Consider the following 18,839-nt stretch of genomic DNA (forward strand, 5'->3'; position numbering starts at 1 on the left):
AGACCCCATGCCGGAACTCACCACCTTCTCCATCGTCGCGCGCTGTCCGCGCAGCGGCATGCTGGGCGTCGCGGTCGCCACCGCGGTGCCGGCGGTCGGCGGCCTGTGCCCGTTTCTGCGCAGCGGCGTCGGTGCCGTCTCCACCCAGTCCTGGGTCAACCCCTACCTCGCCATCGGCGTCCTCGACCGGCTGGCGGCGGGCGAGCCGGCGCCGGACGCGCTGGAGCGCGTCCTCGCCGGCGACGAGGGGCGCGACCTGCGCCAGATCGGCGTGGTCGACGCCGCCGGGCGCGCCGCCGCCTGGACCGGCGCCGGCTGCACCGGCTGGGCCGGGCAGATCGCCGGCGACGGCTGGACGGTCCAGGGCAACATGCTGGTGGGCGAAGCCACGCTGCGCGCCATGGGCGAGGCGTTCGACCGCGCCGCCCCGCTCGGCCTCGCCGAACGGCTGCTGCTGGCGCTGGAGGCCGGCCAGGCGGCCGGCGGCGACATGCGCGGCAAGCAGTCGGCCGCCCTGCGGGTGCACGGCGACGAGGACTATCCCTGGCTCGACCTGCGGGTCGACGAGCACCGCCACCCGGTCGCCGAGCTGCGCCGCATCCACGCCATCGCCGGTCTGCAGCTGCGGCCCTTCATCGACGGGATGCCGCGGCGCGGTGCGGCGGCCGGCGCCCTGGCGCCGGCGGTAAGCGCCATGCTGCTGACCCCGCCGCCCTTCCGGCCGGGCGGCGGCGGCAGCGCCCCCTGACGCGAACAGGAGCACGGACCATGACCGAACCCGCCGGGGGAGCGCCCCTCGACGCCTACCGCGACGTCCTCGGCGTCGCCCTGCCGCCGGAGCGGCTGGCGGCCGACCTGCGCGCCTACGCCGACATCCTGGAGGCGATCCGCGCCCTGAGGACGCTCGACCTCACCGACACCCATCCCGCGGTCGTCTTCGACCCGACCCTTCCCTACCGCGGCGGCGGCCTGCCATGAGCGGCACCCCCGCAACCCGTTCCCCGTGCGAGGAACCGATCGAGACCCTGGCGCCGCGGCTGCGCGCCGGCCGGCTGTCGCCGGTGACCCTGGTGGAGGCGTGCCTGGAGCGCATCGACCGCGAGGACGGTCGGCTCGCCAGCGTCGTCGCCCGCGCCGGCGACTCCCTGGAGGCGGCCCGCGCGGCCGAGCGCGAGATCGCCGGCGGCGGCTGGCGCGGGCCGCTGCACGGCATCCCCGTGGCGGTGAAGGACAACTACCAGACCCGCGACATGCCGACCCTCGCCGGTCTCGACGATCCCGGCGCCGCCTGGCCGCGGACCGACAGCCGGGCGGTGGAGCGGCTGCGCGCGGCCGGCGCCATCCCCATCGTCAAGACCCGGCTGCACCAGTTCGCCTGGGGCACCGTGACGCCGCCGACGCGCAACCCCTGGAACCTCGGCCGCGTGCCCGGCGGGTCGAGCGGCGGGACGGCGGCGGCCGTCGCCGGCGGGCTGTGCGTCGCCGGGCTGGGCAGCGACACCGGCGGGTCGATCCGCATCCCGGCCAGCCTGTGCGGCATCGTCGGGCTGAAGCCGACCTTCGGGCGGGTGAGCCGCGCCGGCATCGTGCCCCATTCCTGGTCGCTCGACCACGCCGGGCCGATGACGCGCAGCGTCGCCGACGCCGCCCACATGCTGGCGGCGCTGGCCGGGCCCGACCCGGCGGATCCGGCCTGCGCCGACCGCCCGGTGCCGGACTACGCCGCCGCCCTCGGCCAGCCGATCGCCGGGCTGCGGCTGGGGGTATGCCGCAACCACTTCTTCGGGCGCAACCAGCCGGCCGTCGAGGCCGCGGTGGAGCGGGCGATCGACGCGCTGGCCGCCGCCGGGGCGACGGTGGTGGACGTCGAGGTGCCGCTCCTCGCCTACGGGCTGGGCGCCATCTTCGCCATCGAGCTGGCGTCCTCGACCGCCTGGCACGACGTCGCCCTGCGGGCCGGCCGCACCGCCGGCTACGCCGACGACGTCCGCACCCTGGTGGAGATCGGCCGCTTCGTCACCGCCGCCGACTACCTCAAGGCGGAGCAGTTCCGCCACCGGCTGGCGGACGACTTCCGCGCGCTCTTCGAGCGGGTCGACGCGATCGCCGGCCCGACCACGCCGCTCACCGCCTGGCCGGTCGACCGCGCGACGCTGGACGTCGGCGGCCGGCCGGAAAGCGCGCTCGCCGCCTCGTGGCGGCTGACCTACCCCTACAACCTGACCGGCCTGCCGGCGATCTCCATCCCCTGCGGCTTCGACCCCGACGGCCTGCCGATCGGGCTGCAGATCGCCGGCCGCCCCTTCGACGAGGCCACCGTCCTCCGGGTCGCCCACGCCTACGAGCGCGATCATCCCTGGAGCACCGTGGCGCCGTCGGCCACCGCCACCCCGCCGGAGCCCTCCGATGCCTGACCCCCGCGATCCCGCTGCAGCCACGACCCGCATCGCCTGCATCCAGATGGAGCCGGTGATCACCGCCGTCGAGGCGAACGTCGCGCGCAGCCTCGCCCTCCTCGATCAGGCGGCGGCCCGGGGCGCCGTGCTGGCCGTCCTGCCGGAGCTCTGCAACACCGGCTACGTCTTCGCCTCGCGGGAGGAGGCCCTGGCCCTGGCCGAGCCGGTGCCCGACGGCCCGACCACCGGCGCCTGGGCGGCGGCGGCGCGCCGCCACGGCCTGCACGTCGTCGCCGGCATCGCCGAGCGCGACGGCGACCGGCTCTACAACAGCGCGGTCGTCGTCGGCCCCGACGGCCCGGTGGGCACCTTCCGCAAGAACCATCTCTGGGGCGACGAGAACCGCGTCTTCGACCGCGGCGACCGTGGCTTCCCGGTCTTCGACACGCCGCTCGGCCGCATCGCCGTCGCCATCTGCTACGACATCTGGTTCCCCGAGACCTTCCGCCTCGCCGCCCTCCAGGGGGCGGACGTGCTGTGCGTGCCGACCAACTGGGTGCCGATGCCCGGGCAGCCGGACGACGCCCCGCTGATGGCGAACGTGCTGGCGATGGCCGGCGCCCACGCCAACGCGCTGTGCGTCGCCGCGGCCGACCGCATCGGCACCGAGCGCGGCCAGCCCTTCCTCGGCCGCAGCCTGATCCTCGACCACACCGGCTGGCCGGCGGCCGGCCCCGCCAGCGCCGACGGCGAGGAGATCGTCATTGCCGACGTCTCCCTCGCCGACCCGCGCCGGCGGCCGAAGCTGAACGCCTTCAATCATGTGGTGTGGGATCGCCGGACGGACCTCTATGATGGCATGCTCGGCACCGGCCTCGCCGGCGTGTGACGCCGTGGAGAGAAGACGCTGACGCATGGCTTGCCCCCACCCTCCCCATGCTGCGCATGGGTCCCCTCCCTCCCCCGCTTCGCAGGGGAGGGCCCCATTTCCCTCCCCTGCGAAGCGGGGGAGGGCCAGGGTGGGGGCACCGGTCTGCCGGAGCGTCGACTCCCGCGAACGGACGCGGTTCAACCCCTCGGAGACGGACCCATGACCCTGTCGACGGCCGTGGACCTGACGCGCGCGCTGGTGCGCCAGGACACCATCAACCCGCCCGGCAACGAGGAGCGCTGCGCCGCCCTCCTCGCCGCCCGCCTGGAGGACAACGGCTTCGCCGTGACGACCGTCGGGTTCGGCGCCGGGCGGGCCAGCCTGGTCGCCCGGATCGGCGGCCGTGACGGCGCCCTGCCGCTCGCCTTCACCGGGCACATCGACACGGTGCCCCTGGGCATGCGGGCGTGGTCGGTCGATCCCTTCGGCGGCGAGATCGACGGCGACCGGCTCTACGGCCGCGGCTCCAGCGACATGAAGGCCGGCGTCGCCGCCTTCGTCGAGGCGTGCATCGCCCACCGCGCCACCCTGGAGGCCGGCGCCGGCGCCCTGCTGATCATCACCGCCGCCGAGGAGACGGGCTGCGAGGGTGCCTACCACCTGTGCCGGCAGCCCGACCTGCTCGGCCGGGCCGGCGCCCTGGTCGTCGCCGAGCCGACCTCCAACCGGCCGCTGGTCGGGCACAAGGGGGCGCTCTGGCTGACCGCGGTGGCCGAGGGCGTGACCGCCCACGGCTCGATGCCGGAGCGCGGCGTCAACGCCGTCGCCAAGGCGGCGCGCGCGGTCGCCCGGCTCGACGACTTCGACTTCAACGAGCGGCGCCACGAGGTGCTGGGCGCCCCGACCCTGAACGTCGGCACCTTCCATGGCGGCATCAACGTCAACTCCGTCCCCGACCGCGCCGAGGTCGGGCTGGACGTCCGCACGGTTCCCGGCCAGCGCCACGGCCGCGTCCGCGAGGCGCTGGGCGCCTTCCTCGGGCCGGAGGTGGCGATCGCGCCGACGGTCGACGTCGAGGCGGTGTGGACCGACCCGCTCGATCCCTGGATGCGCCGCGTCTTCCGGATCATGACCCCGCTGCTGGGCGAGGCGCCGGCGGTGCAGGGGGCCACCTACTTCACCGACGCCTCGGCCCTGACGCCGGCGCTGGGCGGCCTGCCGACCGTCATCCTCGGTCCCGGCGAGGCGGCCATGGCGCACCAGACGGACGAATATTGCCTGGTCTCCCGCATCGACCAGGCGGTCGAGGCCTACGGCCGCATCATCGAGGACTGGCACGCGCCATGACCGCCATTCCCACCGCCATCCCGACGGCCCTGGAGGCGGCCCGGCGCATCGCCGACGGCCGCCTGACCTGCGAGGCGCTGGCCCGCGCCTGCCTGGACCGCATCGCCGCGCGCGAGCCGGAGGTGCTGGCGTGGCAGCACCTCGATCCCGACGCGGCGCTGGCGGCGGCGCGCCGTCTCGACCGCCACGGCTCCGGTCCGCTGAAGGGGATTCCCGTCGGCGTGAAGGACAACATGGACACCGCCGACATGCCGACCGGCTACGGCTCGCCGCTCTACGCCGGTTTCCGGCCGCCGCGCGACGCGGCCGGCGTGGCCCTGGCGCGCCAGGCCGGCGCGCTGATCCTCGGCAAGACGGTGACCACCGAGTTCGCCTTCTTCCAGCCGGGCGGGACGCGCAACCCGCGCGACCCCGGCCGCACCCCCGGCGGCTCCTCCTCCGGCTCGGCGGCGGCCGTCGCCGACGGCATGGTGCCGCTGGCATTCGGCACCCAGACCGCCGCCTCCGTCGTCCGGCCGGCCAGCTTCTGCGGCTGCGTCGGCTACAAGCCGAGCTTCGGCCTGATCGACCGGACCGGCGTGCGCCCCTTCGCCGACAGCCTCGACACGGTGGGCGTGTTCGCCGCCACCGTCGAGGACGCCGCCTTCCTCGCCTCGGTGCTCACCGCGCGCCCCGCCCTGCGGATCGACGGGGCCGGGACGGAGGGCGGCGGCCGACCGCGCGTCGGCGTCTGCCGCACCCACGAGTGGGCGGCGGCCACGCCGGCCGCGGCGGCGGCGCTGGAGGAGGCGGCCGGCCGCCTGCGGCGGGCCGGACTGGCGGTCCGCGAGGCGGCCCTGCCGGAGGGGTGGCAGGGGCTCGCCGCGGCGCAGGCGACCGTCATGGCCTACGAGGGGGCCCGCGCCTGCGCTCCGGAACGGCTGACCGCGCCGGACCGGCTCAGCGCGACGCTGCGGGGGTTCCTGGACCTCGGCGCAGCCGTCGCGCCGGACGCGTACGACGCGGCCCGTGCGGCGGCGGCCGAGGCGCGGGCCGGTCTGGCGGCCGTGCTGGACGACCTCGACGTGCTGCTCGCCCCGGCCAGCACCGGCGAGGCGCCGCAGGGGCTGGAGGCGACCGGCGACCCGGTGTTCAGCCGGGTGTGGACGCTGCTCGGCGTCCCGTCCGTCGCCGTGCCGGGCCTGAGCGGGCCGTCCGGCATGCCGGTGGGCGTGCAGGTGGTCGGCCGCGCCGGCGACGACCGCCGAACCCTCTGGGCCGCCGCGGCGATTGCGGGCATTCTCGGCGGAGCGGCCTGAGGGCCCGCGGTCCGGCAGCGGAGGAGGCGAAGGATGCGTCTGATCGGTATGATGGATTCCCCCTACGTCCGGCGTGTCGCCGTGTCGTTGCGCATGATGGACCTGCCGTTCACCCACGAGCCGGTCTCGGTGTTCCGCCACTACGACGCGTTCGCCGCGATCAATCCGGTCGTCAAGGCGCCGACCCTCGTCACCGACGACGGGGTGGTGCTGATGGATTCCACGCTGATCCTCGAGCACGCGGAACGGCTGGTGCCGGCCGAGCGCCGCCTCAGCCCCGCCGAGCCGGATCGCCACGCCCGCGCCCAGCGGGTGGTCGGGCTGGCGCTGGTCGCGTGCGAGAAGACCGTGCAGATCGTCTACGAGCGCGACCTGCGGCCGCCGGAGAAGCAGCACCAGCCGTGGATCGACCGCGTGCACGGGCAGCTTCTGGAGGCCTACCGCCTGCTCGAGGCGGAGGTGGGGACCGGCGAGTCCTGGCTGTCCGGGGAGCGGCCGCTGCAGCCCGACGTCACCGCGGCGGTGGCCTGGAGCTTCACCCGGCACATGCTGTCCGACCTCGTTCCGCAGGACGGCCACCGCGGGCTGGCGACCCTCGCCGCGCGCGCCGAATCCCTGCCCGCCTTCGCCGCCGCGCCGATGGTCTGAGGCGGTGTCCGGATGATCGGACCGCTCATCCGGACACCGCAAGGCCCGGCGGATGGTCCGGCAGGTAGTGGACGTGCAGGCGGCCGTTGTGCGCGGAGCGCTCGACCCTGGCCTCGACGCGGAAGACGGCGCGGATCATCCGCTCGGTCAGGACGTCGGCGGGATCGCCCGCGGCGACGACCCGGCCGTCCTGGAGCACCGCGATGGCGTCGCAGAACATGGCCGCCAGGTTGAGGTCGTGCAGCGCCACGATGCTGGTCGCCGGGAGCCGGCGGACGAGGGCGAGGATCTCCAGCTGATGGGCGATGTCGAGATGGTTGGTCGGCTCGTCCAGCAGCAGTTCGCTCGGCGTCTGCGCCAGGGCGCGGGCGATCTGCACGCGCTGGCGCTCCCCGCCGGAGAGGGTGTGCCACGGCTGGGCGCGCCGGCCGCTCATGCCGACGTGCGCCAGCGCGCTCTCCACCGCCGCCTCGTCCGCCGCCGCCCAGGGGGCGAAGGGGCCGCGGTGGGGTGTGCGGCCGAGGCGGACGACGTCGACGACCGTGACGTCGGCGTCGGTGGCCGCCTGCTGCTCGACCAGGGCGACGCGTCGGGCGATCGCCCGGTTCGGCAGGGCGGCGATGTCCGTCCCGCCCAGCGTCACCACGCCGGAGGCGACGCGGCGCAGCCGGCAGAGCAGGCGCAGCAGGCTGGACTTGCCGGAGCCGTTCGGCCCGATGAGGCCGAGGACCTTGCCGGGCGCCGCCGCGATCGACACGCCGTCGACGATCATCCGGCCCGCCGCCGCCCAGCGCACGTCGCGTGCCGTGATGGTCATGCCGGCCGCCGCGCCCGGAAGAGGATGACGGCGAAGGCGGGCGCCCCGAACAGGGCGGTGACGACGCCGATCGGCAGGACCTGCTGCGGGACGATGGTCCGCGACACGACGTCGGCGAGCACCATGAAGACCGCGCCCATCATGAAGGTGGTGGGCAGGAGCCGCGCGTGGCCCGGCCCGACGAGGAAGCGCGCGGCGTGGGGAACCACCAGCCCGACGAAGCCGATCGAGCCGACGATGCTGACCATCGTCGCGGTCATGGCCGCCGTCAGCCCGAACAGGACGACGCGGACGCGGCCGACCGCGACGCCCAGGGCGGCCGCGGCATCGGTGCCGAAGGTGAAGGCGTCGAGCGCGCGGACGTGGACCAGGCAGGCGGCGGCGCCGAGCACGGCCACCGGCGCCGCCAGATGCACGTCCGGCCAGCGCACGCCGCCGAGGTTGCCGAGCAGCCAGAACATCACGCCGCGCGCCTGCTCGGCGTTGGCGGAGGTGGTCACGAGGTAGGAGGTGACGGCGTTGAAGAGCTGCGAGCCGGCGACGCCGGCGAGGATGATGCGGTCCAGCCCGCCACCCGCGCCGGCCGCCAGGAGGGCCACCAGCGCGAAGGCCGCGACGGCGCCGGCGAAGGCGCCGCCGGACAGGGAGAGCGCGCCGCCGCCCAAGCCGACGATCATGACCGCCACCGCCCCGGTCGACGCCCCGGCGGAGATGCCCAGCAGGTACGGCTCCGCCAGCGGGTTGCGCAGCAGCGCCTGCAGGACGGCGCCGGACACCGCGAGCGCCGCGCCGGCGCTGGCGGCGACCAGGGCCCGGCTCAGCCGGTACTCCCAGATCACGCCCTCGTGGATGGGGTTGAGCAGGAAACCGGTTCCCAGCAGGCCGTTGCTCACCGCCTTGGCGGCCGTCCCTAGCGCGATCGGCATCTCGCCGATCGACACGGCGAGGGCGACGGCGACCGCCAGGACGGCGAGCGCCAGCAGGGCGGCGGCGGCGCGCACGCGCCACCCGGCGCCGGCGGGCGGCGTGCGCGTCAATTCAGCAGCCCGAACCGGGTGATCCCGGCGGCGAGCGCCTCGATGCCGTCGACCGTGCGGATCGATGGGTGCATCGCCTCGACGTCCATCAGGACGAACCGCCGGTTCCGCACCGCGTCGAGCTTGCCGACGACCGGATCGGTCTCGAGGAAACGCAGCTTCGCCGCGGTGTCGTCCGCGGCGTAGCGCCGCCGCGACATCTGCGCCATGACGATCACGGTGGGATCGGCGGCGCTGATGCTCTCCCAGCTCGTCAGCGGCCACTCGTCGTCGACGGTGATGACGTTGCGGGCGCCGAGCGTCTTCAGGAGATAGGCGGGGACCCCGTTCGCCCCGGCGACGAAGGCGTCCCCCTGGACCTCCTTGCTGGAGAACCAGACCACGGCCGACACGTCCCGGGCATCGATGCCCTTCACCGAGGCGACGGCGTCGGCCTCGCGCGCCGCGAGGTCGGCGATCAGCGCCTCGCCGCGGTCCCGGACGTCGAAGATCGCCGCGAGTTCGCGGATCTCCTGGTGGACGAGGTCCATGGCGAACGGCGCCTTGCGCGTGCCGTCGCCGCCGGTCGTGTTGTCCTTGGCGCAATCGGCCGGCGACACGTAGGTCGGGATGCCCAGGCGTGCGAACTGCTCGCGGGTGGCGACGGACCCGTTCGGGCCGACGTGCCACTCGAACTGGGCGGTCACCAGCTCGGGCTCGCGGGCGACCACGGCCTCGAAGCTGGGGTCGTTGTCGGCGAGGCGTTCGATGCCGGCGTTCGCCGCCGCGAACCGCTCCAGGACCGGGCTGAACCACACCGCCGTTCCCACCATCCGCGTGGCGAGGCCGAGGGACAGCAGGATCTCGGTGCTGCTCTGGCCGATCGAGACGACCCGCTGCGGCGCCCTCTCGAAGGTGACGCTCACCCCGCAGTTCCGCAGGGTCAGGGGGTAGCGGGTGGCCATGTCCGCCAGCCCGGCCGACGGGGCGAGGACGGCGGCGGCGAGCAGCAGCAGCGCGGGGAGGGTGTTCGGCATCGGCACTTTCCATGGAAGGGGGCGACGGCTCCCGGAGGGGGAAACGTTATGTTATAACATTACGTTTGTCGGAAGATGGCTCCGCCGCGGCGTCGCTGTCAAGCCGCAAGCGGTCCGCCGGCGGGGCGGCGGTCGGCCGGGTGTCGGCGATGAGGTGGACGAACGAGCCGGCGGCGAATCCCCGCCGCCCGCCGGCGGCGGCGAGGTCCGTCCCGTCGGCCGCGGTGCAGGCGAACAGGGGCGGGTCGCCGCCGCCGTCCACCGTGGTGGCGTAGTGGAATTCGTGCCCGGTGAAGGCGTCGCCGGCGCGCCCCAGCGGCGTGTCGGCCAGCAGCCGCACCCGGCGGTAGCCGAGGTGCAGGCGCCGCCGCGCGAAGGAGGTGCGCAGGCCGAGCAGGCCGGTCATGGGATGGACGGTGCCGTCGGCGCTCTCCAGCGTCTCCCCCATGACCATGTAGCCGCCGCACTCCCCGTACACCGGGCCGGTGCGGGCGGCGGCGCGCAGCCCGGCGCGGAAGCGCGCGGCGGCGGCGAGGCGGCCGGCGTGCAGCTCCGGGTAGCCGCCGGGCAGGAAGACGGCGTCGACGTCGGGCGGCGGCGGCTCGTCGGCCAGCGGCGAGAAGAACGTCAGCTCGGCGCCGGCCTGGCGCCAGCCGTCCAGCAGGTGCGGGTAGAGGAAGGCGAAGGCGACGTCGCGGGCCACGGCGATCCGTTGGCCGAGCGGGGGCAGGGGAGGGCGGGCGGCGGCCGGCGGCGTCGCCGTCGCCGTGGCCAGCGCGGCCACCCGGTCCAGGTCGACGTGCGCCGCCACCAGCCGGCCGAGCCGGGCGATGCGCTCCGCCAGCCCGGCCGTCTCCTGGGCCTGGACGAGGCCGAGGTGGCGTTCCGGGAGGACGGCCGCGGGGTCGCGGGGCAGGGCGCCCAGCACGGGCACGCCGGTCTCGGCCAGGGCGGACTCGACCATGGCGCGGTGGCGCGGGCTGCCCACGGCGTTCAGGATGACGCCGCCGATCCGCACGGCGCGGCGGTGGCCGGCGAAGCCGCGCACCAGCGCCGCCGCGGAGTGGGACTGGCCGCGCACGTCGACCACCAGGACCACCGGCCACCCCGTGCGCGCCGCGATGTCGGCGGTGGCGCCGTCGCCGGCGACGCCCGGGCCGGCGGCGCCGTCGAACAGCCCCATCACCCCTTCGCACACCACCAGCCCGACGCCGGCGCCGGCCTGCGCGATCAGGCCGTCCAGCAGCGGCGGGGCCATCGCCCAGCTGTCCAGGTTGAGGCCCGGGCGGCCGCAGGCGGCGGCGTGGAACGCCGGGTCGATGTAGTCCGGCCCGACCTTCGCGGCGCCGACCGCCAGGCCGCGGGCGCGCAACGCGGCGAGCAGGCCCAGGGCGACCGTGGTCTTCCCCGCCCCGGAGGCCGGGGCGGCGACGACGAGGCCGCGCGGAATGATCGCGCCGTGGACGGCGGCAGCCCCTTGCCGTAGACCGTGTGGGGAGAGCGGGCCGGACGGGATCATGACGGGACACTCAGCCGGGAACGACGGGATGGACGAAGGCGCGCCGGCCGACCGGCCGCTGCGCCACGGCTGGACGACGGGAACCTGCGCCGCCGCCGCGGCCGGCGCCGCGGCGGCGGCGCTGTTCGGCGGCGCCTTCCCGGATCCGGTGACCGTCGTCCTGCCCGGCGGCCGGACGCCCGCCTTCGCGCTGGCCTGGACCGACCGCGGCGACGGCTGGGCGGCGGCCGGCGTGGTGAAGGACGCCGGCGACGATCCCGACGTGACCCACGGCGCCGAAGTGCGCGCCCGCGTCGCCCGCGGCCCGGCCGGCGGCGGCATCGCGTTCCGCGCCGGCGAGGGGGTCGGCACCGTCACCCGGCCCGGCCTGCCGGTGCCGGTGGGCGAGCCGGCCATCAACCCGGTGCCGCGGGCGATGATCCGCCGCGCCGTCGAGGCGGCGGCGGCCGCCGCCGGGGTGCCCGCCGACGCGGTGGTGGAGGTCTCGATTCCCGGCGGGGAGGCGCTGGCGCGGCGCACCATGAACGGCCGCCTGGGCATCGTCGGCGGCCTGTCGATCCTGGGCACCACCGGCATCGTCGTCCCCTATTCGTGCGGCGCCTGGATCGCCTCGATCCACCGCGGCATCGACGTGGCGCGGGCCGGCGGGATCGGCCACGTCGCGGCCTGCACCGGCGCCACCTCGGAGGCGGCGGCGGTGCGGCGCCACGGACTGCCGGAGACGGCGCTGATCGACATGGGCGACTTCGCCGGCGGCACGCTCAAGTACCTGCGCCGCCACCCGGTGCCGCGCCTGACCCTGGCCGGCGGCTTCGCCAAGTTGAGCAAGCTGGCCCGGGGGGCCCTCGATCTCCACTCCAAGCGCAGCGCCGTCGACCTGGACTGGCTGGCCGGCCGGCTCGCCGAGCTCGGCGCCGGGACGGAGCTGGCCGGCGCGGCGCGCCGTGCCAACACCGCCGCCCAGGTGCTGGAGATGGCGCGCGGCGCCGGCCTGCCGCTGGCGGACCGCATCGCCGCGTCGGCGCAGGCGGTGGCGCTGGGCGTGCTCGACGGCGCACCGGTGGCGGTCGAGGTGCTGGCCGTCGACCGGTCCGGCGGCATCGCCGGCGTGGCGGACTGGCGCGGCCCGGCCGGTCACGGATCGAGCCCGCGGTAGCGGCGCGCGTGCGTGCCGTCGTAGAGGGCGCTGCAGCGGAAATCCTCCGACCCCAGGACCGGGCCGACCAGGATCAGCGCCGTCCGCTCGATCGGCGCCGCCGCCACCTGCCCGGCGATGGTCGCCAGGGTGCCGGTCAGCACCCGCTCGTCGGGCCAGGAGGCGCGGTAGACCACGGCGGCCGGGCAGCCGGCGCCGTAGAGCGGGGTCAGCCGCTCCACCACGCGGTCGAGGGCGTGGATCGACAGGTGGATGGCCAGCGTCGCGCCCGTGGCGCCCAGCGCCTCCAGCGTCTCGCCCTCCGGCATCGCCGACGCCCGTCCGGCGGTGCGCGTCAGGATCACGGTCTGGCCGACCTCCGGCAGCGTCAGCTCGCGCCCCAGCGCGGCGGCGGCGGCGGCGAAGGCCGGCACGCCCGGGGTGATCGTGTAGGGGATGCCGCGCTCGCGCAGGCGCCGTGTCTGCTCGCCCACGGCGCTGAACACGGAGAGGTCGCCGGAATGCAGCCGCGCCACGTCCTGCCCCGCCGCGTGGGCCCGCTCCATCTCCTCGATGATGCCGTCGAGCGTCAGCGGCGCGGTGTCGACCAGCCGCGCCCCCGCCGGCGCGTGGGCGAGGACCGCCTGCGGCACCAGCGACCCGGCGTAGAGGCAGACCGGGCACGCGGCGATCAGGTCGCGGCCGCGGATCGTCAGCAGGTCCGGGGCGCCGGGTCCGGCGCCGATGAAGTGGACGGTCATGGCGGGGTCTCCGGCACGGCGAGGGCGCAGGTGGCGCGCGGGGTGGACAGCCGCGGCAGCAGCAGGCGGCCGCCGGGGCCGGCCCCGGCGAGCGCCGCCGCCTCGGCGACCGACGGCAGCCCGACCGCCGCGGCGACGCGGGCGGAGCGCGTGACGGTGCGGCCGGCGACGGCGGCCAGGGCGTCGCGCGGCAGGAAGCGCAGGGGCAGGGCCAGCCGGCGGGCGGCGTCGGCCAGCCCCGGCTCGTCACGCTTGGCGTCGGGCGCGAACAGCACGGTGGCGGCGCGCGCGCCGTCGTCGAGGCCGGCGGCGGCGAAGGCGGTGCGCACCAGCCCGGCGATCTCGCGGCCGTCGCAGCCCCGGCGGCAGCCCAGGCCGGCGGCGATGACGGTCCGCCTCACGACGGGCTCCACGGCTTGTCGGCGCGCCACAGGGTCACCGGCGCCAGCGGCCGCCAGCCGAGGAAGCCGCCCAGCGGCGCCGCCCGGCTGACCGCCACCCGGGTGAGCGCGCCGCCCAGCCGGTGCGTCCAGGCCGCCAGGGCCGCTTCGCCCTCCACGGTGACGGCGTTCGCGCACAGCCGGCCGCCGGGCCGCAGGGCGGCCCAGCACGCCTCGACCACGCCGGGCTCCGTCAGCCCGCCGCCGATGAACACCGCGTCGGGGGCGGGGAGCCCGGCCAGCGCGTCGGGCGCCCTGCCGCACACCAGCTCCAGGGCGGGCACGCCGAAGGCGGCGGCGTTGACGGGAATGCGCGCCGCCCGGTCGGCCCGCGCCTCGACGGCCACCGCGCGGTTGGCGGGATCGGCCAGCATCCATTCCACGCCGATGGAGCCGGCGCCGGCGCCGACGTCCCACAGGCGCTCGCCGCGCCGCGGCGCCAGCAGCGACAGGGTGAGGGCGCGCACCTCGCGCTTGGTGATCTGGCCGTCGTGGGCGAACCAGTCGTCGGGCAGGCCGGGGGCGCGCGCCAGCACCCGCGCGCCCGGCCCGGCGAGGCAGTCCACCGCGACGGTGTTCAGGTCGTCGGTGCGCGCCTCGTCCCAGGCGGCGGCGGTCGCCGCCGACAGCCGCTCGCGCGGGCCGCCCAGCCGTTCCAGCACGGTGAGGCGGGCCGCGCCGAAGCCGTGGGCGCTGAGCAGCGCCGCCAGCCGCGCCGGCGTCGTGCCGTCCCAGCTCAGGACCAGCAGGCGGGCGCCGGGCTGCAGGTGCGGCAGCACCGTCTCCAGCGGCCGTCCGTGCACCGACAGGCAGGCGACGTCCTGCAGCGCCCAACCCAGCCGGGCGGCGGCGAGGCTGAAGGCGGACGGCGTGGGGACGACCAGCATTTCGTCGGCCGGGACGGCGCGGCCGAGGGTGGCGGCGACGCCGAACCACGAGGGATCGCCGCTCGCCAGCACGCAGACCGGGCGGCCGCGGCGCGCCAGCAGGGCCGGGACGGCGTCGCCCAGCGGCGACGGCCAGGTCAGCCGCTCCTGGCCGGGCCGCACCGGCACCAGCGCGAGATGGCGGGCGCCGCCGGCGAGCAGCCCGGCGCCCTCGACCAGGGCGCGGGCGGCCGGGGCCAGCCCGTCCCAACCGTCCTCGCCGAGGCCGACGACCGACAGCCAGCGCTTCACCGGAACGGCGGATGTGCTAGTCATGGACGCTCTCCGCCCTGGGAAGCGAGCGTCCGATGAAGGTCCTGATCCTCGGCGGCACCACGGAGGCCACGGCGCTGGCCCGTCGGCTGGCCGGCCATCCCGCGATCGCCGCGACGGTGTCGCTGGCCGGGCGCACGGCCAATCCGGCGCTGCCGCCCCTGCCCACCCGCATCGGCGGCTTCGGCGGCGTCGACGGTCTGGCGGCTCACCTGGAGGCGCACGGGATCGCCGCGGTGATCGACGCGACGCACCCGTTCGCCGCCCGCATCTCCGCCAACGCCGTGGCGGCCTGCGCGTTGCGCGGCGTGCCCCTGCTGGTGCTGAGCCGCGCCCCGTGGACGCCACGGCCGGGCGACCGCTGGATCGCCGCTCCCGGCATGGCGGCGGCCGCCGACGCGCTGCGCGATCTGGGCGAGCGGGTGTTCCTCACCGTCGGCCGGCAGGAGCTGGCGCCGTTCGCGCGGGTGCCGGAGAAGTCCTACCTGATCCGCGCCGTGGATCCCCCCGACCCGATGCCGGCGCTGCCCCGCTGCACGCTGGTGCTCGACCGCGGCCCGTTCGCCCTGGAGGGGGAACTGGCGCTGCTGGAGGCGCACGGCATCGACGTCCTCGTCAGCAAGAACAGCGGCGGCGCGGCGACGCGGCCGAAGCTGGACGCGGCCCGGCGGCGCGGCATCCCCGTGGTGATGGTGGACCGGCCGCCGGCCGGCGCCGCGCCGGTCGTCCACGACGTGGCGGCGGCGCTGGAATGGCTGGACGGCGCCCTCGGCCGTTCCGGGTGAGGGCGGGGGGCCGCGGCGGCGCGGGCGGGCGGCGACGGGACGGCCGGGCACGCTCATCCTGCGCTCCCGTAGCGGCGCGGGGTGTAGACCCAGGGTGCTGCGCCGTCGCGGGCGACGGTGCGGGTGTGGGAGGCGCCGACGATCACCACCGTGCGCATGTCGGCGGCGGCCGGGTCGACGGCGGCCAGCGTGGTGACGGTCAGCCGCTCGTCCGGGCGCCCGACGGCTTGGCCGAGGATCACCGGCGTCTGCGGTGCGCGCACGGTGCGCAGCGCCGCCAAGGCGGCGCCGAGCTGCCAGGGGCGGGCGCGCGAGACCGGGTTGTAGAGGGCGATCACGAAGTCGGCCTCGGCGGCGAGGCGCAGCCGGCGCACCACCACCTCCCACGGCTTCAGGTTGTCCGACAGCGAGATGGCGCAGAAATCGTGGCCGAGCGGCGCACCGGCCCGCGCCGCCGCGGCCTGCATGGCCGAGACGCCGGGGCACACGCGGATCTCCACCCCCGGCCAGCGGGCGTCGCCGCCCGTCTCCAGCGCCTCGAACACGGCGGCGGCCATGGCGAAGACGCCGGGGTCGCCGCCCGACACCACCGCCACCCGCCGCCCGGCGGCGGCGAGGTCGAGCGCCAGCCGGGCGCGCTCCAGCTCCGCCCGGTTGTCGGAGGCGTGGCGGACCTGCGGGCCGGCGGGCAGCCGGTCGAGGTAGGGGCCGTAGCCGACGAGGTCGCCGGCCTCGGCCACCTCGCGCCGCGCCTCCGGCGTCAGCCACTCGTCGGTTCCCGGCCCCAGGCCGACGATGGCGATGCGGCCGCCACTCATCGCCGCAGCCCCCGGCCGGGGAGCAGAACCATGGAGAAGTAGGGCGCGCCGTCGGCCGGCGCCTCGGCCAGCGGCAGCACGCGCTGGTCCGCCATGGTGCCGCGCTCGACGTACCACGCCCGCTCCGCCAGGCCGGCGGCGTGGACGGCGCGCCGCACCTTGGGCAGGTTGTGGCCGAGCTTCATGACCACGGCGGCGTCGGCGTCGGCCAGCGCGCGCACCAGCTCCGCCTCCGGCAGGGTGCCGGGGATGACCGACAGCACGTCGTCGCGCATGGTCAGCGGCGACGGCAGCAGCGCCGCGCAGCCGGCCACCGAGGTCACGCCCGGCACGACCTCCACCGGGAAGCGGCCGGCGAGGCGCAGGAACAGGTGCATGAAGGAGCCGTAGAAGAAGGGGTCGCCTTCGTTGAGCGCCGCCACCGACCGGCCGGCCGCCAAGTGTTCCGCCACCGCCTCGGCCGAGCGGTCGAAGAAGTCCTCGATCCGCCGGCCGTAGTCGGGATCGTCGACCGCCAGCTCGGTGGTGACGGGATAGACCAGCGGCACCTCGGTGTGTTCGGCGCCGATGAAGCCGTCGGCGATGCGGCGGGCGTTGCCGCGGCTGCCGCGCTTGCAGAAATAGGCCACCACCGGGCAGGAGCGCAGGAGGCGCACGGCCTTCAGCGTCATCAGCTCGGGGTCGCCGGGGCCGGTGCCGATGCCGTAGAAGGTGCCGGTGGGGATCGTCGCCGTGCTCATTCGTCCTCGCTCGCCAGCGCGTTGACCGCGGCCGCCGCCATGGCGCTGCCGCCCCGCCGGCCGCGCACGGCGAGATAGGGGATGCCGAGGGCGCTCTCGGCCAGCGCCTCCTTGCTCTCGGCCGCCCCGACGAAGCCGACGGGGAAGCCGAGGATCGCCGCCGGCCGCGGGGCGCCGTCCTGCAGCATCTCCAGGAGACGGAACAGCGCCGTCGGCGCGTTGCCGATGGCGACCAGCGACCCCGCGAGGCGGGGCCGCCACAGCTCCAGCGCCGCCGCCGAGCGGGTGTTGCCGACGGCCCGCGCCAGATCCGGCACGGCGGGATCGCGCAGCGTGCACAGGACGGCGTTGCCGGTCGGCAGCCGGGCGCGGGTGATGCCGTGGGCCACCATCTCGCTGTCGCACAGGACGGGCGCGCCGGCCTGCAGCGCGGCCCGGGCGGCGGCCGCCACGTCCGGCGAGAAGGCGAGGTCGGCCGCCACCTCCACCATGCCGCAGGCGTGGATGATGCGCACCGCCACCGGCCGCAGGTCGTCGGGCAGGTGGTCCAGCGCGGCCTCCGCCCGGATGGTGGCGAAGGACTGGCGGTAGATGGCCGCCCCGTCGCGGACGTAGTCGTAGCGCGGCTCAGGCACCGGCGGGCTCCTCCCGGATGAAGGTCTGGGCAAGGTCGGGGGCGAGGCGGGCGAGCGCCGCGTCCGCATCCTCTCCCGGCCGGCGGCGGGCGTCGAAGAGGCGGTCCAGGGCGGCGACGGCGGCGACCGCATCGGCCGGCGCCAGGCCGCGGCGCAACGCCGGGCCGCCGGGGGCGGCGCGCACGCCGAGGTCGTAGCGCCCGTCGCCGGCGGTCAGCGTGACGGTGGCGGGCGCCGGATGGGCGCAGCCCTTCCCGCAACCCGCGAGGTGGGCGACGGCGCCGGCCGCCAGCAGCGCCGGCGCGGTCCGGGCCAGCGCCAGGGCGTCGGCGTGGGTGTCGGTGGTGCCGGCGTCGCAGCCCGCGGCGCCGCTGCACGCGCTCACCCGCAGGCGCGGGTCGCCGTCGTCGAGGACGGCGCCAAGGCGCCTTGCAGGGTCGGCCGCGGCGGCGCCGACTCCGGGCAGCAGGAGCGCCCGCCAGGGGGTGAGGCGCAGCTCGCCGGTCCCATGGGCTTCGGCCAGTCCCGCCAGCGCGTCGAGGGCGGCGGCCGTCAGCCGCCCGAAGGGGAAGGCCACGCCCAGCCAGCCGGGACGCGCGCCGAGCGCCGCGCGGGCCGGGCGCACCGGCGGCGCCGGGTCGTCGAGCGGGGCGAGGCCGGCGACGCGGGTCCGCAGCCCGGCCGCTCCGCACGCCGCCACCAGCCCGGCCATGCGCCGCGGCGGTTCCGCCAGGGCGGAGCGCAGCTCCAGGAAGGCCGTGGCGGCGGCGGCCGCGGTCGCCACCAGGGCGTCGGGCGCGCACAGGCCGAGCGGCACGGCGTCGGCCAGGGCGCCGCCGGCCGCCACCCGGAAGCGCGCGCCGTCCGGCGTCGCGACGGCGTCGAAGCGCAGGTCGGCGCGGCTGTCGGCGAGGTGGGCGCGGCCGCCGCCGTCGATCACGAAGCCGAACTTGGGCGGCAGGCGGTGCAGGCCGGCATCGGCCGCCAGGCGCGCGTCCAGCGCCAGCGCCAGCGGCCGCACGTCGAGCAGCGCCTGCCCGTCGATGCCGGCGGCGGGGGCGGACAGGACGTTGCGCACCGCCTCGCTGGCCGCATCCGCCGCCACCAGGCCGAGGGCCCCGAGGACCTCCGTCACCGCCGGCATGGACGCCGTCCGCACGCCGCGGATCTGCAGGTTGCCGCGGTGGCTGAGCTCCAGCAGGCCGTTGCCGTGGCCGGCCGCGAGGGCGGCGACGCGCCGCGCGGCGGCGGCGGGCAGCGCGCCGGCCGGCACCCGCAGGCGCACCAGCAGCCCGTCGCCCACCGCCATGGGCGCCAGCACGCCGGGACAGGCGCCGCGCCGTCGCGGCCGGGACGCCGCGGTCGGGCCGGTCATGA

The 18,839-nt window shown here is 77.0% G+C and carries 20 protein-coding genes; 9 read left to right on the forward strand and 11 right to left on the reverse strand.

Annotation, left to right across the window (positions count from 1 at the left end):
* Positions 1 to 7 precede the first annotated feature (7 nt).
* The 7 genes from ACSBPG_RS04140 to ACSBPG_RS04170 all read left to right on the forward strand — a co-directional run bounded on the left by ACSBPG_RS04140 (position 8) and on the right by ACSBPG_RS04170 (position 6,560).
* Positions 8 to 748, forward strand: a complete 741-nt coding sequence (locus ACSBPG_RS04140; RefSeq protein ID WP_435535843.1) for a DUF1028 domain-containing protein — start codon at positions 8 to 10, stop codon at positions 746 to 748.
* Positions 749 to 768: 20 nt separating this feature from the next.
* Positions 769 to 978, forward strand: coding sequence for a hypothetical protein (locus tag ACSBPG_RS04145; RefSeq protein ID WP_435535844.1), 210 nt, complete (start codon positions 769 to 771; stop codon positions 976 to 978).
* The gene (locus ACSBPG_RS04150; RefSeq protein WP_435535845.1) at positions 975 to 2,414 is read left to right on the forward strand and encodes an amidase; all 1,440 of its coding nucleotides are present in this window, start codon (positions 975 to 977) and stop codon (positions 2,412 to 2,414) included. Before ACSBPG_RS04145 ends, ACSBPG_RS04150 begins: the two co-directional genes overlap by 4 nt.
* Complete coding sequence (locus ACSBPG_RS04155) at positions 2,407 to 3,285, forward strand: nitrilase family protein (protein ID WP_435535846.1); 879 nt, start codon at positions 2,407 to 2,409, stop codon at positions 3,283 to 3,285. The genes ACSBPG_RS04150 and ACSBPG_RS04155 overlap by 8 nt, the downstream gene beginning before the upstream one ends.
* A gap of 201 nt (positions 3,286 to 3,486) precedes the next feature.
* A complete protein-coding gene (locus ACSBPG_RS04160; protein WP_435535847.1) occupies positions 3,487 to 4,614 on the forward strand; it encodes a M20 family metallopeptidase in 1,128 nt (375 codons plus the stop codon).
* A complete protein-coding gene (locus ACSBPG_RS04165; RefSeq protein WP_435535848.1) occupies positions 4,611 to 5,912 on the forward strand; it encodes an amidase in 1,302 nt (433 codons plus the stop codon). The genes ACSBPG_RS04160 and ACSBPG_RS04165 overlap by 4 nt, the downstream gene beginning before the upstream one ends.
* 33 nt (positions 5,913 to 5,945) lie before the next feature.
* The gene (locus ACSBPG_RS04170) at positions 5,946 to 6,560 is read left to right on the forward strand and encodes a glutathione S-transferase (RefSeq protein WP_435535849.1); all 615 of its coding nucleotides are present in this window, start codon (positions 5,946 to 5,948) and stop codon (positions 6,558 to 6,560) included.
* A gap of 25 nt (positions 6,561 to 6,585) precedes the next feature.
* Here the strand turns inward: ACSBPG_RS04170 and ACSBPG_RS04175 are convergent, their stop codons facing one another.
* From ACSBPG_RS04175 to ACSBPG_RS04190, 4 genes are read right to left on the reverse strand one after another with little or no spacing between them, the layout of a single operon-like run.
* Positions 6,586 to 7,377 (reverse strand): ABC transporter ATP-binding protein, encoded by a 792-nt coding sequence (locus tag ACSBPG_RS04175; RefSeq protein ID WP_435535850.1) that lies wholly within the window; start codon positions 7,375 to 7,377, stop codon positions 6,586 to 6,588.
* Positions 7,374 to 8,414, reverse strand: a complete 1,041-nt coding sequence (locus tag ACSBPG_RS04180) for a FecCD family ABC transporter permease (protein WP_435535851.1) — start codon at positions 8,412 to 8,414, stop codon at positions 7,374 to 7,376. Before ACSBPG_RS04180 ends, ACSBPG_RS04175 begins: the two co-directional genes overlap by 4 nt.
* The gene (locus tag ACSBPG_RS04185) at positions 8,411 to 9,430 is read right to left on the reverse strand and encodes an ABC transporter substrate-binding protein (protein ID WP_435535852.1); all 1,020 of its coding nucleotides are present in this window, start codon (positions 9,428 to 9,430) and stop codon (positions 8,411 to 8,413) included. The genes ACSBPG_RS04180 and ACSBPG_RS04185 overlap by 4 nt, the downstream gene beginning before the upstream one ends.
* A 46-nt stretch (positions 9,431 to 9,476) precedes the next feature.
* A complete protein-coding gene (locus tag ACSBPG_RS04190; protein ID WP_435535853.1) occupies positions 9,477 to 10,949 on the reverse strand; it encodes a cobyrinate a,c-diamide synthase in 1,473 nt (490 codons plus the stop codon).
* Between the two features lie 28 nt (positions 10,950 to 10,977).
* Here ACSBPG_RS04190 and ACSBPG_RS04195 point away from each other — a divergent pair, with 28 nt between their 5' ends.
* On the forward strand, positions 10,978 to 12,105 hold the full coding sequence (locus tag ACSBPG_RS04195) for a cobalt-precorrin-5B (C(1))-methyltransferase (RefSeq protein WP_435535882.1): 1,128 nt from the start codon (positions 10,978 to 10,980) through the stop codon (positions 12,103 to 12,105).
* On the opposite strand, the gene cobM is transcribed toward ACSBPG_RS04195, so the two are convergent.
* From cobM to cbiE, 3 genes are read right to left on the reverse strand one after another with little or no spacing between them, the layout of a single operon-like run.
* A complete protein-coding gene (cobM, locus tag ACSBPG_RS04200) occupies positions 12,084 to 12,845 on the reverse strand; it encodes a precorrin-4 C(11)-methyltransferase (protein ID WP_435535854.1) in 762 nt (253 codons plus the stop codon). The genes ACSBPG_RS04195 and cobM overlap by 22 nt on opposite strands.
* Positions 12,842 to 13,246, reverse strand: a complete 405-nt coding sequence (locus tag ACSBPG_RS04205) for a cobalamin biosynthesis protein (RefSeq protein WP_435535855.1) — start codon at positions 13,244 to 13,246, stop codon at positions 12,842 to 12,844. The genes cobM and ACSBPG_RS04205 overlap by 4 nt, the downstream gene beginning before the upstream one ends.
* A complete protein-coding gene (gene cbiE / locus ACSBPG_RS04210; RefSeq protein WP_435535856.1) occupies positions 13,243 to 14,487 on the reverse strand; it encodes a precorrin-6y C5,15-methyltransferase (decarboxylating) subunit CbiE in 1,245 nt (414 codons plus the stop codon). Before cbiE ends, ACSBPG_RS04205 begins: the two co-directional genes overlap by 4 nt.
* A gap of 32 nt (positions 14,488 to 14,519) precedes the next feature.
* Here cbiE and ACSBPG_RS04215 point away from each other — a divergent pair, with 32 nt between their 5' ends.
* Positions 14,520 to 15,269, forward strand: coding sequence for a cobalt-precorrin-6A reductase (locus ACSBPG_RS04215; protein ID WP_435535857.1), 750 nt, complete (start codon positions 14,520 to 14,522; stop codon positions 15,267 to 15,269).
* Between the two features lie 53 nt (positions 15,270 to 15,322).
* On the opposite strand, the gene cobJ is transcribed toward ACSBPG_RS04215, so the two are convergent.
* Genes cobJ through cobG form a run of 4 tightly spaced genes read right to left on the reverse strand, consistent with a single transcriptional unit; the run spans position 15,323 to position 18,837 of the window.
* A complete protein-coding gene (cobJ, locus tag ACSBPG_RS04220; protein WP_435535858.1) occupies positions 15,323 to 16,087 on the reverse strand; it encodes a precorrin-3B C(17)-methyltransferase in 765 nt (254 codons plus the stop codon).
* Positions 16,084 to 16,827 carry a precorrin-2 C(20)-methyltransferase gene (locus tag ACSBPG_RS04225; RefSeq protein ID WP_435535859.1) on the reverse strand — a complete coding sequence of 248 codons (744 nt, stop codon included), beginning with the start codon at positions 16,825 to 16,827 and terminating at the stop codon, positions 16,084 to 16,086. Before ACSBPG_RS04225 ends, cobJ begins: the two co-directional genes overlap by 4 nt.
* Positions 16,824 to 17,462, reverse strand: a complete 639-nt coding sequence (locus ACSBPG_RS04230; RefSeq protein ID WP_435535860.1) for a precorrin-8X methylmutase — start codon at positions 17,460 to 17,462, stop codon at positions 16,824 to 16,826. Before ACSBPG_RS04230 ends, ACSBPG_RS04225 begins: the two co-directional genes overlap by 4 nt.
* Complete coding sequence (cobG, locus tag ACSBPG_RS04235; protein ID WP_435535861.1) at positions 17,455 to 18,837, reverse strand: precorrin-3B synthase; 1,383 nt, start codon at positions 18,835 to 18,837, stop codon at positions 17,455 to 17,457. Before cobG ends, ACSBPG_RS04230 begins: the two co-directional genes overlap by 8 nt.
* Between the last annotated feature and the right edge of the window lie 2 nt (positions 18,838 to 18,839).

The sequence above is a fragment of the Azospirillum sp. ST 5-10 genome (assembly GCF_051225715.1).
Lineage (GTDB): Bacteria > Pseudomonadota > Alphaproteobacteria > Azospirillales > Azospirillaceae > Azospirillum.